This window comes from Prevotella melaninogenica (assembly GCF_018128065.1).
Taxonomy (GTDB): Bacteria; Bacteroidota; Bacteroidia; order Bacteroidales; family Bacteroidaceae; genus Prevotella.
In genome coordinates this window covers 1,630,093-1,644,041 of record NZ_CP072360.1, presented here as the reverse complement: position 1 = coordinate 1,644,041, position 13,949 = coordinate 1,630,093, and the positions used below count along the sequence as shown (strand labels likewise).

Here is a 13,949-nt window from a genome sequence, read left to right as displayed (position 1 = left end):
AGAGAGCACTGCCAATTCAAAAGGAAAAAAGGTTCGTATATATATTTGAGAAAACTTCTGTCTCAGGGTAAGGCAACTTCTCGGTCTCAATTTCGATTCATTTTTGAATTTTGAAATTCAGACTTACATTCAAGGGAGTAGGTTCTTTGTCTGATGGTGTCAGCTATACTGAAACAGCCTTGAGAGATATCGACGGTGACGGACATCCAGATATTATTGTCGCTGATGGAGCAAAGCAGCTTATAGTCTACCGCAACCTTACGGGCAGAACGAATATGCTAAAGAGCGTGACACTTCCTTTCGGCGGACATATCAATATCAACTATGAGCAGACAACTCCAAGTTACGACTTGCCGGGACGTCGCTGGGTGATGTCATCGGTTGAGACGACAGGTGGATACAAGGAGAACGGAGCAGTACGAAGCAGGAATACCTTTGAATATAGCGGTGGCTATCGTGACCGCCGTGAGCGTGACTTCTATGGTTTCAAGCAGGTACGTACTAATCAGATAGACACAGAGAATGGTGATAGACTCTATCGTTACTCCGTACAGACCTATGGTAAGAACAGGGATTACTATGCACATGAACTTGTTACGAGTGAATATCTCTATACCGCTGATGGAAAGAAACTGCAGGGCGCTGTCTATGACTACGACCTGAAGACACTTGCCGTTGGTAATAATACGACAGATGCTGTTGTCTTCCCTGCCCTAAAGACACTCGTTCAAAGTAACTTTGATGAAGTCAGTGGGGACAGTCTGTCGGTTGCTGTCAGCAATACTTACGATGACTATGGTAACCTACAGGGATATAAGGAGACTACAACAGCCTATAGCTTAGAGGCAAACATTAACTATCATAAGATTGCCGACAAGTATATCGTCAGTATCCCGAGCCATATCACTGTCAGCAGTGGTAGTAAGATTTATCGTGAACGCTCAACGAAGGTAGACGGCAACGGTGAGATAACGGAAATCATGCTCCATAACGGTGACAAGCCTTCTGTCTATAACATGACTTACGATGGCTATGGCAACATCACACGCATGACGAAGCCGGAGAACTATAACCATCAGCGTATGTTCTATGCTTATACGTATGATGACCTCTATCACAGTCTTGTGACAAGTGTCAAGGATGCCTACGGCTATAGCTCCAGTACGGCTTATGATGGTCTTTGGAATGCTCCGGCCGTAACGACCGACCTTAACGGGCAGAAGATGGAATACACCTACGATGCACTGGGCAGACAGAGGACTATCCGTGCTCCGTATGAGATAGAGAGCGGTCAGCCGTTTACTATCCGCTTTGAGTACTTCCCTGCAGAACGTAAGGCACATACCATTCATTATTCTAAGGAAGGCAACATAGATACCTACACCTTTGCCGACTCGCTGATGCGTGCCGTCCAGACGAAACAGACAGGTGTGGTCTGGTCTGGTGGCAGCAATCAAAAGGTCTCCATCGTCAGTGGGAGGGCTGTTATCGATGCCTTTGGACGTAATATTGCGGCTTATTATCCAATGACGGAGAGCCATGGTAATATTGGCACTTACAACCATGCTACAGGTGATTTGCAGGCAAAGACAGAGTATGATGCGCACGACCGTACCATGAGTGTTACGCTTGCTGACGGCAGTGTGACACGCACAGCCTACAGTATCGGTAGTCATGACGGTGAACCGATGCTTCAGACAACGGTCACGGATGCACTGGGACGACATGCGGAGAGCTATACCGATGCCAAGGGGCGTAACCGGGAGACGGTGCAGCATGCTCGTGGTGAGGATATCACGGTGAAGTACAGCTATGACCCTGTCGGTCAGGTGATGACAGTTCAGCATCCTAACGGTAGGGAGACGAAGTATGCCTATGACTTGCTTGGTCGCAAACTGATGGTGAACCATCCTGATGCAGGTGAGACGGATATGACCTATGATGCGGCAGGCAACCTCCTGACGAAGCTCACGGCAGAACTTAGGAAGTCGATATCTGACAAGGGTTACATCTCTTACACCTACGACTTCGAACGACTGCATGAGGTGCTTTATCCAGAAAATCTCTTCAACCGTGTTACTTATACCTATGGTAAGGCTGGCGATAAGTACAACCGTGCCGGTCGTCTTGCCCTCGTTGAGGATGCTTCGGGTGGTGAAGCCTACTACTACGGCAGACAGGGTGAGGTGACGAAGACTGTACGTACAGTGATGGCGAGCGTGGCGGATATCAGGACTTATGTCTATGGTGCTACCTATGACAGCTGGAACCGGGTGCAGACGATGACTTATCCTGACGGTGAAGTGGTAACTTATCACTACAATGCTGCCGGACAGGTGGAGAGCCTGACGAGCAATAAACAGGGACGTCAGAGCGTTATTGTTGACAGGATAGGTTACGACAAGGAGGGTCATACGGTCTATACGAAACTCGGTAATGGCACGGAGACTACCTATACCTATGACAAGCAGCGTGAACGTCTGCAGGTGATGAACCTTACAGCGGATGGTCAGACTGTGATGGAGAACAGGTACCAGTATGATGCTGTGGATAATATCCTCGGTATCACGAATGCTGCCAACCCAACGTCGCTGACGAAACTCAACAAGGCGAAGTTAGGAGGAAGGAGTTCGCATACGTATGAGTATGATGAGCTGAACCGTCTTGTTCATGCCAGCGGTAAGGCTAAGCGTGCATCGTATGATATGGTGATGTCGTTCGGACGGATGAGTGAACCGCTGACAAAGGTGCAGAAGGTGGACTCAACGACAACTGCTAAGTCTTATAACTTTGCTTATAAGTATGAAGACAGTAACCATCCTACGGCTCCAACGCAGATTGGTCACGACCATTACACATACGATGCCAACGGTAATCCAACGCTGGTAACGAACGACTCTACGAACACTACCCGTGAGATGTACTGGGATGAGGACAACCGACTCATGGTCTTAAGCGATAACGGTAAGACAAGTCGTTACACTTACAACGCTGCCGGCGAACGTATTATGAAGAGTTACGGTACGATGGAGGGTGTGTATATCAACGGTGCACCGCAGGGTATCACATTCCACGAGACGGACAACTTTACGCTTTATCCGGCAAGTATCCTCTCTGTTAACAAGAATCGCTTCACAAAGCATTACTTCATTGGTGACAAACGAATCGCCAGCCGTATCGGTACAGGATTGTTCAACAACGTTTACGGACGTAACGGCTCATACGTAACGGCTGGTCAGCAGGACTATGCAGAGCGTATGAATCAGATTCAGACACAGAAGGAGGCATACTATAAGCAGCAAGGCATTGCCCCTGGTGTACCTACTATGAAGGGTGCGTATGGTGACCCGGAGAATACAAAACGAGGGTATAACTCTATCATTGACACACTCGGCAACCACGATGTGCCACAGGGTTGGATTCAGACTCCACGCCCCAACACCACACCGAATACCAACCCCGGTCCACCTGTAAGCTGGAATGACCCGAGTACCCCTGACGACCCGCAGGCTGGTTATGGTTATATTCCAAACGACACAACATGTGAGGAGACCTTCTTCTATCACAGTGACCACCTCGGCTCAACGTCTTATATCACAGACGATAAAGCCAACATCACACAGTATGATGCTTACCTGCCATACGGTGAACTGTTGGTTGACGAGCATAGTAGCAGTGAAGACCTGCCATATAAGTTCAACGGCAAGCAGTTCGATGAGGAGACAGGCTTGTACTATTACGGTGCAAGGTACATGAATCCTATGGCAAGTATCTGGTATGGGGTGGATCCGTTAGCGGAGAAGTATCCAAATGTGAATGGGTATTGCTATACAATGGATAATCCTATTAAATATTTAGATCCAAATGGGAAACAATCAGAAAATAGTATAATATTAGCAAGGAATCCACTTGGAGGTTATTATTTTACTCCAGCAGCAGCTCATCTTCTCCACTTAGTAAGTGGGGTCAATGAGCAACAAATCCTTTTCGCAAATGTAATATTTGAGGAAACTGGTATATTAAATGGATCAATAGGTACAGCTGGTTCATCATTGACAGCAGGGAAAGATCCTGATCATGCAATAATAACCCATTATTATTATAATTTTAAAAATAATATGACATATAGAGAAACTAATGGAGCCTTTTTCTATGAGTTTATGGAAAGAAATGCCCATGAGGTTGGTCATATTCCTCAAATAAAAGGAAAAAGGCATCTGGTAGGATCTGTTTATCAATATCTTAGAAATATACTATCAGGGCAAAATTGGCATGATGGTAGCTATTCTACAAAAGAAAAGGAAGCAGATAAAGGAGCTATTACTTTTAGGAAATTTAGTGCATTTATCGATAAAAATTATAAAATGAAAGGTTTAGAAAAGCTATTTAAGAACAAGAATAATTCCCAAGATCAAATCATAGAGAGATTAGATCAATGGTGGAAGGCCTTTATTACAAATAAATTTGGGAAAAAGAGTGAAAGCAAAACTAAAAAAAGATAATATCATAGTAATTCTATATGTATTTCTATTTTTTTCATGTAAAGTAGATAATGCTTTTTACTTTGATATTGCGAGTCAAACGATATGTTCGTGTGAAAAGTCTTTTTATAAACTCAGTATTGATAACGACTCCGTAGCTTCAAATGGATGTCAATATGAGGGAGGTATATTACTTGTGTGGAATGATACGATAAATCCACCACCAAGCAAAATAAGGCTTGATAGTATTCCCGATAAATATAATGTTTATGTCGGAGGTTACAATTTTTCTAAAAAGATCAAATTAAGACCAAATTCTACATATACTTTGTCGAATAACGGCATGGGAGGTATAGCTTTTAGAGTTAAGATTAGAACGGATTCAATAGGAAGGGTGATAAAAGCAACTCGAACTACATGTGATTCCGATAAGAATACCTAAGGGTATAAAGTACTGTATCAGACAACAATAAATTTCCTCACCTATTTATCCCTTTGTAAATACTATCAAAATTTCTTTTTCAAATGAGAATAAAGGACATCATTGCATACACATTCGTTTTACTTCTTGTTATTTCCTGTACAAACAAAAAGATAAAAAAGCGATATTATTGTGATATGAATAATATTTATATATCCGTTTCCGAGGGTGATAAGTATGATAGTCTCATCATTGGGGATACAGATTCTATCATTATTCGCAAAACCAATGGTTATTATGGAGAGATCCTGCTCTATTTTATTACCGGAACAGATACAATTTATGTAGATAACTTATATAAGAACATTTACAGGATACACCCACATTCCTTCTCTTATAAAACGATACGAAGAGATGGGGCTTTTAATGTGTTGGATTCTTTCCCCATGAAAGGGAGGAATATCGGTATTGTGGGTAACGGGGCTGAGTATTATTCTTTCTCGGCAGAAAAGAATGGTCGATACGTAAAAGATTTAGAGATTATCAAGTAAATTATTATCTTTGTAGTTGTAAAAAAGAATAAATTAACAGCTATATTTGATTAATCATATTTATGCAGATTGAAAAAATCCCCTTCGGCTACGCCTCATGCTACGCCACAGACAAAGAATGCGCGAAAGCAGTACACTGCCTTCGCCGCCAAGTTGCCCGACTATATCAGTTGCAACCCGAACCGCCGACAACGAACTATTGCGTAACGCCCGCCTACGTAGCACAAGTAGCGAAAGGCGAAGCGTGCCGCGAGTTTCGCAGTGACGCCCCCATGCGATACGCCCGAGGCATGCGCCGACTGTTCGACCATATCCCCAAAGCGCAGTACCACAGCGTGCGCTACGATGTAATGAACGTGTTCAGCAGCGAGCGCGCTTTCTATTACGCCCAAAAGGGAGACCAGCTCATTTCGCCCGAGCAGCAGGCAGAAATAACAACAATATTCAATGAATACGAACTCCCCGCCCCGCAATTCGACAGCTACGAACAGCGCCCCGACTGGGAACAATGACATATACAACATGTTCAAGGCGGACAACACCGAACGAATGAATCGATACAACGCACTAAATCATTTCGCAATAGTACTGCAGAGATTCTGCACCCGCGTTGCAGTCTCACTGCAGAAGCCTTGCAGAAACACTGCAGCACGCATGCAGTAACACTGCAAGGCCTTTGCAGAAGAACTGCAAGACGTATGCAGTAATCGTGCAAACTAAGTAAATTAAAATTCTTCGATAATATAACAATGAACAATACGAGTACACGGAACAACCTCAACTACGCATCTACGGCAGACAGGGCGAAGTTGTTAAGACTGTCCGAACGGTCATGGCGAGCGTGGCAGATATTAGGACTTATGTCTATGGTGCTACGTATGACAGCTGGAACCGTGTACAGACGATGACTTATCCTGACGGTGAAGTGGTGACCTATCACTACAATGCTGCTGGACAGGTTGAGCGTCTTACGAGCAATAAACAGGGAAGTCAGAGCGTTATTGTTGATAGGATAGGTTACGACAAGGAGGGTCATACGGTCTATACGAAGCTCGGTAATGGCACGGAGACTACCTATAGCTACGACAAGCAGCGTGACCGTCTGCAGGTGATGAACCTTACAGCGGACGGTCAGACTGTGATGGAGAACAGGTATCGTTATGATGCTGTGGATAATATCCTCGGTATTACGAATGCTGCCAACCCAACGTCGCTGATGAAACTCAATAGGGCGAAGCTGGGAGGAAGGAGTTCGCATACGTATGAATATGACGAGCTGAACCGCCTTATTCATGCAAGCGCTAAAGCAAAGCATGCATCGTATGATATGGTGATGTCGTTCGGACGGATGAGTGAGCCGCTGACAAAAGTTCAGAAAGTGGACTCAACGACAACTGCCAAGTCTTATAACTTTGCTTATAAGTATGAGGACAGTAACCACCCGACAGCTCCAACGCAGATTGGTCATGACCATTACACGTACGATGCCAATGGTAATCCAACACTGGTAACGAACGACTCTACGAATACTACCCGCGAGATGTATTGGGATGAGGACAACCGCCTGATGGTTTTAAGTGATAACGGCAAGACAAGCCGTTACACTTACAACGCTGCCGGTGAGCGTATCATGAAGAGTTATGGTACGATGGAGGGTGTGTATATCAATGGTGCACCGCAAGGTATTACCTTCCATGAGACGGATAACTTTACGCTTTATCCTGCAAGTATCCTCTCTGTCAACAAAAACAGATTTACGAAGCATTACTTCCTTGGTGACAAACGAGTTGCTTCAAGAATAGGAACAGGTCTGTTTAACAACGTTTACGGGCGTAACGGCTCATATGTAACCGCTGGTCAGCAGGACTATGCTGAACGTATGAACCAAATCCAACGTCAGAAGGAAGCGTATTACAAGCAGCAGGGCATTGCACCAGGTGTACCTACAATGAAGGGTGCGTATGGTGACCCAGAGAATACAAAACGAGGATATAACTCTATCATTGACACACTCGGCAACCACGATGTGCCACAGGGTTGGATTCAGACTCCGAAGCCGAACACCACACCGAATACTAACCCCGGTCCACCTGTAAGCTGGAATGACCCAAGCAACCCTGATGACCCGCAGGCAGGTTATGGCTACATTCCTAACGACACAACGAAAGAGGAAACTTTCTTCTATCACAGTGACCACTTAGGTTCAACGTCTTACATCACAGACGATCATGCCAACATCACCCAGTATGATGCTTACCTACCATACGGTGAACTGTTAGTTGACGAGCATAGCAGTAGTGAGGACCTACCGTATAAGTTCAATGGTAAACAGTTCGATGAAGAGACAGGCCTGTACTATTATGGTGCAAGGTACATGAATCCAATCACGAGTCTTTGGTATGGAGTGGATCCATTGGCAGAGAAGTATGCAAGTATGGGTGGATATGTGTATACGCTGGATAATCCGGTGAAGTTAGTGGATACTGATGGACGTATCGTAAGTTATCCGAAGAATCAACGTACAAAAAGGACAAAAGTATATTATAAAAAAGATGTTGTCTCATCTCCACATGGTTCATCCACAGCTCAAGCAATTATGGCCTTTGCGACATCTAGTATTATTGTTTTAGGTGCTGATGATGCTACAGGTATTGGAACTGTGGATGATATAGCAATACCAATAGTAGGCTTAGTCGGCTTCGGAGCATACGTCTATAATGAGTTTGTAAGCGCAAATAGCAGTCCCAAAGAGTCTATCTTCTTAGCTGCAGAGCATACAAAAGGTGCTAGAAAATCAACTAGTGATAAGCACACTGCTCATCGAGCCGGATCTTCATATGGACAGAATCGAAATAGTAACCGGGGAGACAAAAATAAAAAATATCAAAAGAAAGCAAATCCAAATAAACGTAAAAATGGGAAGTAATGGTTTCTTACTGCAAGAGGAGACGAAGCGAATAGATGAAAGATTGTCACTTCTTAAAGCCGAATCACAATGGAATAATCTTAAACTATTCTTAGTAAAAATGTCAAAAAAATATTATAATGAATCATTCTTCTTAACGGAACTATCCAATGTTTGCACTAAGTTGGAACAATTGGAAGAAGCATATGAATATTCACGAAAAGCGTTTGAGTTGAATTCCGCAGACTACTTGGTTAAGTATAATTATATATTTGCATTGCTGAACTTGGATAGGCTAGATGAAGCTTTTGTCATTATTAAACAAATTAAACGTGTTAGTACAATACATATAGCCTATAGTAAATCTGGAGAAGGTTTAAAATGGGCTAAATCTATAAAGAATGACACGAAATATCTTGAAGGAGTATATTATCTAAAAAAGGTTTATTGGCTAAAGCCCAAAATGTTTTACTCTACATTTAAGGAATAGAAGAAGAGGAATATATAGTGATTTTACTAAAAGGCAAGTTATGAAGAAAATTAATGAGTGCCTACACCATCCAAAGCCATGACGGTGGACCGATGCTCCAGACAACAGTCACGGATGCACTGGGACGACATGCGGAGAGCTATACGGATGCCAAGGGACGTAACCGTGAAACGGTGCAGCATGCCCGTGGTGAGGATATCACGGTGAAGTACAGCTATGACCCTGTCGGACAGCTGATGACGGTTCAGCATCCTAACGGTAAGGAGACGAAGTATGCCTACGACTTGCTTGGTCGCAAACTGATGGTGAACCATCCTGATGCTGGTGAAACGGATATGACTTATGATGCGGCAGGTAACCTCATGACGAAGCTCACGGCAGAGCTTAGGAAGTCGATATCTGACAAGGGTTACATCTCTTACACCTACGACTTCGAACGGCTTCACGAGGTGCTTTATCCCGAAAATCTCTTTAATCGTGTTACTTATACCTATGGTAAGGCTGGCGATAAGTACAACCGTGCCGGTCGTCTTGCCCTCGTAGAGGATGCGAGTGGCGGTGAAGCCTACTACTACGGTCGACAGGGTGAGGTGACGAAGACTGTCCGTACGGTCATGGCGAGCGTGGCGGATATCAGGACTTATGTCTATGGTGCTACGTATGATAGTTGGAACCGTGTGCAGACGATGACTTATCCTGACGGTGAAGTGGTTACCTACCATTACAATGCTGCAGGACAGGTGGAGAGTATGACGAGCAATAAACAGGGACGACAGAGCGTTATTGTTGACAGGATAGGTTACGATAAGGAGGGTCATACGGTCTATACGAAGCTCGGTAATGGCACGGAGACCACCTATACATATGACAAGCAGCGTGACCGTCTGCAGGTGATGAACCTTACGGCGGATGGTCAGACTGTGATGGAGAACAGGTATCAGTATGATGCTGTGGATAATATCCTCGGTATTACGAATGCTGCCAACCCAACGTCGCTGACGAAACTCAATAAGGCGAAGCTGGGAGGAAGGAGTTCGCATACGTATGAGTATGATGAGCTGAACCGTCTTATTCATGCAAGCGGTAAGGCTAAGCGTGCATCGTATGATATGGTGATGTCGTTCGGACGGATGAGTGAACCGCTGACAAAGGTACAGAAGGTGGACTCAACGACGACTGCCAAGTCTTATAACTTTGCTTATAAGTATGAGGACAGTAACCACCCGACAGCTCCAACGCAGATTGGTCACGACCATTACACATACGATGCCAACGGTAATCCTGTGTTGGTGACAAATGACTCAACGAACACTACCCGTGAGATGTATTGGGATGAGGATAACCGCCTGATGGTCTTAAGCGATAACGGTAAGACAAGCCGATACACTTACAATGCTGCTGGTGAACGCATCATGAAGAGTTACGGTACGATGGAAGGTGTGTATATTAATGGTGCACCGCAAGGTATTACCTTCCATGAGACGGATAACTTCACGCTCTATCCTGCAAGTATCCTCTCTGTAAATAAGAATCGCTTTACAAAGCATTACTTCCTTGGTGACAAACGAGTTGCTTCAAGGATAGGAACAGGTCTGTTTAACAACGTCTATGGACGCAACGGTTCATACGTAACGGCTGGTCAGCAGGACTATGCTGAACGCATGAATCAGATTCAGACACAGAAAGAGGCGTATTATAAGAAGGTGGGTGTAGCCCCTGGTGTACCAACAGAGAAGGGTGCGTATGGTGATCCGGAGAACACGGGTGTAGGGTATAATGCCGTCCTCACTGAACTCGGCAACCATGATGTGCCACAGGGTTGGGTACAGACTCCGAAGCCGAACACCACACCAAATACCAACCCCGGTCCACCTGTAAGCTGGAACGACCCGAGCAACCCTGATGACCCGCAGGCTGGTTATGGTTACATTGCTAACGACACAACGAAAGAGGAGACCTTCTTCTATCATAGTGACCACCTCGGCTCAACGTCTTACATCACAGATGATAAAGCCAACATCACACAGTATGATGCCTACCTGCCATACGGTGAACTGTTAGTTGATGAGCATAGCAGCAGTGAAGACCTGCCATATAAGTTCAATGGTAAGGAGATGGATGCAGAGACTGGACTGTACTACTATGGCGCAAGATACATGAATCCTGTCACGAGTCTGTGGTATGGGGTGGATCCGCTGGCAGAGAAGTATGTAAGTACGGGTGGATATGTGTATACGCTGGATAATCCGGTAAAGTTAAGTGATATAGAAGGGCTTTATCCAAAAAATGTGGTTATCTTTCATAAAACACCTTTTTATCTCCCTGATTATTATACGTTAACAGCGCCAGTAGCACACCTTTTATCTTTGGTTAGCGGTGTACAAGAAGAATATGTTAAAACCTTCATGTAATGGAAAAAGGATTAGGAAAAGAAGTTCCATGGTATCCTCTTTCTTCAAAAGCAGATGAGGCAGGAGGTGCGATTACTTTGGGTGACAATCCTAAGTATGCATCCACAATAATGACTAGAAATTATTTTGAAGAAGATAAAAGCTTAGAGAAAAACGATTTTTCTAATAATACTTATGAATGGTTATATTTATTAAGTCATGAGGTGAAACACTTGAAACATATAGAGAAGGCAGGATCCTATTTTAAATATACAGGTAAATTCGCCAAAATGTATCTGAAAAATTTTATTAATGAAGGAAGTTTTAATGCAGGTCATGACAAAGTGCCTGAAGAAAGGGAGGCTATAAGTAAATCACATGTATTCGTGAGATTTAATGACTTTGTTACAAAAACTCTTAAATACAAAGGAGGTTTATCTGCATTGATAAATAATACCGAAATGACAGATTCACAAAAGATTAAAATGATAGATGTGTGGTGGAATCAATTCAATCCCAAAAATATCTTACAACTATTCAAAAATGGAAGAAGATAATAAATATTTATTGATTAAAAAATATTTATATGGAACATAAAATAAGGAAATGTAGATTTATTAAAATAATAAGTCTTCTTGCGCTTTGTATTATATATGCTTGTAAAGATCAAGTTAATAAAATAGACCTTAATGAGCAGAGGCAGTATGTTTACTCAGTTACTCATGATCAAATAGAATACATTCTAATTTATAGTCAGGATGGTGATGAGTGTTATTCAATAGAAAGAAAAGAAACAAAACAAGGTGCTTATTATATAAACATTAAAGATATTTCAGATGACTATTTCGTGTTAAGTGGATGTCTGTTAGAAGGTGATACAGTTCGTACACATAAGATTATTTTGAAACCAAATAAAATTATGACATAATAAGTATCACTTCTAGTAGGATTCCGCCTGATACAATTCATATTTATGTAGATTACAAAGGAAGAATGATCAAGAGGCAAAGCATCAAACATGCGTAAACGCCATACAAATAAAATTTGAGATTATCTATTATAAATGTTTCTTACGAGAACGAGATTCTGCATGAGGGTTATGGTAAACAGCTGGGTGTTGCCCCTGGCGTACCAACAATGAAGGGAGCTTACGGTGATCCGGAGAATACAAAACGAGGATATAACTCTATCATTGACACACTCGGCAACCATGATGTTCCACAGGGTTGGATTCAGACTCCACGCCCCAACACCACACCGAATACCAACCCCGGTCCACCTGTAAGCTGGAATGACCCGAGTAATCCTGATGACCCACAGGCTGGTTATGGATATATTCCAAACGACACCACAAAGGAAGAGACCTTCTTCTATCATAGTGACCACTTGGGTTCAACATCTTATATCACAGACGACAAAGCCAACATCACGCAGTATGATGCCTACCTGCCGTACGGTGAACTCCTTGTAGACGAGCACTCATCGAGTGAAGACTTACCTTATAAGTTCAATGGTAAACAGTTCGATGATGAGACTGGCCTGTACTATTATGGTGCAAGGTATATGAATCCTGTGGCAAGTATTTGGTATGGGGTGGATCCGTTGGCGGAGAAATACGTTTCAATCAGCCCTTATTCTTATTGTAAATCTTCTCCAATGAATTATATAGATGAAAAAGGACTTTACCCAAAAGGCATTGTCACAATTCACTATGAAAGGAGCATTGTAACAACAGCTCCAAGCATCACAGGTGCAACAATGAACGTCCCTACACAATATGTGTACTATAAATTTACAAAATCGGCAACTCATCTACTTTCTTTGGTTTCTGGAGTCCCTGAAAATTATATAAAGAATGTTAGGTTAGAAGAATTTAACCTTCAAAGAGAAAGTAATAGTATAACACTGGGTGATAGCCCTGAAAACACTCGCATGCTTGTGTCACCTGAATATTTCAATGAAGAAATATTAGTAAAGAGCAATATTACGACTGGTGGTTTAAAGAGTTTTCACATGAAGTTGGTCACATAAAACAGATAAAAAGGGATGGGAGTGAAGGCCTATACCTGTTGAAGACCCTTTGGGGATATGTCTCGACCCTAAGCCACGATAAAGCCCCTCGTGAACGAGAGGCAGAAAAAGGCTCTGAAGTATTTGAGTCTTTTAGGGATTTTGTAAAATCTAAATTTCATGCAAATCTGAACAGATTATTTATCGGCAAAGGTTCAGAAGAAGAGAAGATTAAACAAATCGACAAGTGGTGGAACGCATATAAAGAACAAGAGAAATGAAGAAAATATATTCTGTTTGTATTTTTATGGTGTTGCCTTTCTTAATAGCTTGTAACGAGAATCATAGTTTCTCACTTGATGAGAGCCGGCAACTTTTGATAGTACATAACTTTTTACATATGGAAATAGAGTCTGACTGTCTAGATCCTAGCGAAAGTCATCTGTTCTTCATTACAAAGAAAAATGAATTTGACACTAGGAGTTGTGACACAATAAACTTTAGAAACGTATCGTCTGCATTATCTGTGGAGGAAATGAACAGTTATGGTATTACTAAAAATCTTCGGAGAATTAAATTCCGTCCCAATACAAGATATGTTGTAATCCATTCAGGAATGGGAGGTCAGGTGTATATCAAGGAATATTTCTGGGCAGATTCAAAGGGAAAATTAAGAAGAACTCGAAATCCAAAGTAGTGAT

9 protein-coding genes and 2 pseudogenes are annotated in these 13,949 nt (G+C 42.8%); all 11 read left to right on the top strand.

What is annotated here, in order from left to right:
* Nucleotides 1-71: 71 nt before the first annotated feature.
* Nucleotides 72-3,872 (top strand): annotated as a pseudogene (locus J5A56_RS12485) (RHS repeat-associated core domain-containing protein); the annotation flags it as partial.
* Nucleotides 3,873-4,476: 604 nt separating this feature from the next.
* A complete protein-coding gene (locus J5A56_RS12480) occupies nt 4,477-4,923 on the top strand; it encodes a hypothetical protein (RefSeq protein ID WP_021670541.1) in 447 nt (148 codons plus the stop codon).
* A gap of 176 nt (nt 4,924-5,099) precedes the next feature.
* Nucleotides 5,100-5,453, top strand: a complete 354-nt coding sequence (locus J5A56_RS12475; RefSeq protein ID WP_036895401.1) for a hypothetical protein — start codon at nt 5,100-5,102, stop codon at nt 5,451-5,453.
* A gap of 62 nt (nt 5,454-5,515) precedes the next feature.
* A complete protein-coding gene (locus tag J5A56_RS13690) occupies nt 5,516-5,965 on the top strand; it encodes a DUF6078 family protein (protein ID WP_021670540.1) in 450 nt (149 codons plus the stop codon).
* Nucleotides 5,966-6,357: 392 nt separating this feature from the next.
* Nucleotides 6,358-8,379, top strand: coding sequence for an RHS repeat-associated core domain-containing protein (locus J5A56_RS12460; protein WP_249112202.1), 2,022 nt, complete (start codon nt 6,358-6,360; stop codon nt 8,377-8,379).
* A complete protein-coding gene (locus tag J5A56_RS12455) occupies nt 8,369-8,848 on the top strand; it encodes a tetratricopeptide repeat protein (RefSeq protein ID WP_249112114.1) in 480 nt (159 codons plus the stop codon). Before J5A56_RS12460 ends, J5A56_RS12455 begins: the two co-directional genes overlap by 11 nt.
* Nucleotides 8,849-9,462: 614 nt before the next feature.
* Nucleotides 9,463-11,259, top strand: coding sequence for an RHS repeat-associated core domain-containing protein (locus tag J5A56_RS12450; RefSeq protein WP_432757722.1), 1,797 nt, complete (start codon nt 9,463-9,465; stop codon nt 11,257-11,259).
* On the top strand, nt 11,259-11,795 hold the full coding sequence (locus tag J5A56_RS13685; RefSeq protein WP_249112113.1) for a hypothetical protein: 537 nt from the start codon (nt 11,259-11,261) through the stop codon (nt 11,793-11,795). Before J5A56_RS12450 ends, J5A56_RS13685 begins: the two co-directional genes overlap by 1 nt.
* Before the next feature lie 29 nt (nt 11,796-11,824).
* Nucleotides 11,825-12,166 carry a hypothetical protein gene (locus tag J5A56_RS12445; protein WP_211815540.1) on the top strand — a complete coding sequence of 114 codons (342 nt, stop codon included), beginning with the start codon at nt 11,825-11,827 and terminating at the stop codon, nt 12,164-12,166.
* Nucleotides 12,167-12,330: 164 nt separating this feature from the next.
* Nucleotides 12,331-12,918: pseudogene (locus tag J5A56_RS13680) on the top strand (RHS repeat-associated core domain-containing protein); the annotation flags it as partial.
* A 389-nt stretch (nt 12,919-13,307) separates the two neighbouring features.
* Complete coding sequence (locus J5A56_RS13675) at nt 13,308-13,529, top strand: hypothetical protein (RefSeq protein WP_249112112.1); 222 nt, start codon at nt 13,308-13,310, stop codon at nt 13,527-13,529.
* The last annotated feature ends 420 nt before the right edge of the window (nt 13,530-13,949 follow it).

What these genes read in the sequence shown, in the direction of transcription:
- J5A56_RS13690 (WP_021670540.1), top strand. Translation starts at nt 5,516, where the DNA reads ATGCAGATTGAAAAAATCCCCTTCGGCTACGCCTCATGCTACGCCACA.
- J5A56_RS12460 (WP_249112202.1), top strand. Translation starts at nt 6,358, where the DNA reads ATGACTTATCCTGACGGTGAAGTGGTGACCTATCACTACAATGCTGCT.
- J5A56_RS12445 (WP_211815540.1), top strand. Translation starts at nt 11,825, where the DNA reads ATGGAACATAAAATAAGGAAATGTAGATTTATTAAAATAATAAGTCTT.
- J5A56_RS12455 (WP_249112114.1), top strand. Translation starts at nt 8,369, where the DNA reads ATGGGAAGTAATGGTTTCTTACTGCAAGAGGAGACGAAGCGAATAGAT.
- J5A56_RS12475 (WP_036895401.1), top strand. Translation starts at nt 5,100, where the DNA reads ATGAATAATATTTATATATCCGTTTCCGAGGGTGATAAGTATGATAGT.
- J5A56_RS13685 (WP_249112113.1), top strand. Translation starts at nt 11,259, where the DNA reads ATGGAAAAAGGATTAGGAAAAGAAGTTCCATGGTATCCTCTTTCTTCA.
- J5A56_RS12450 (WP_432757722.1), top strand. Translation starts at nt 9,463, where the DNA reads ATGGCGAGCGTGGCGGATATCAGGACTTATGTCTATGGTGCTACGTAT.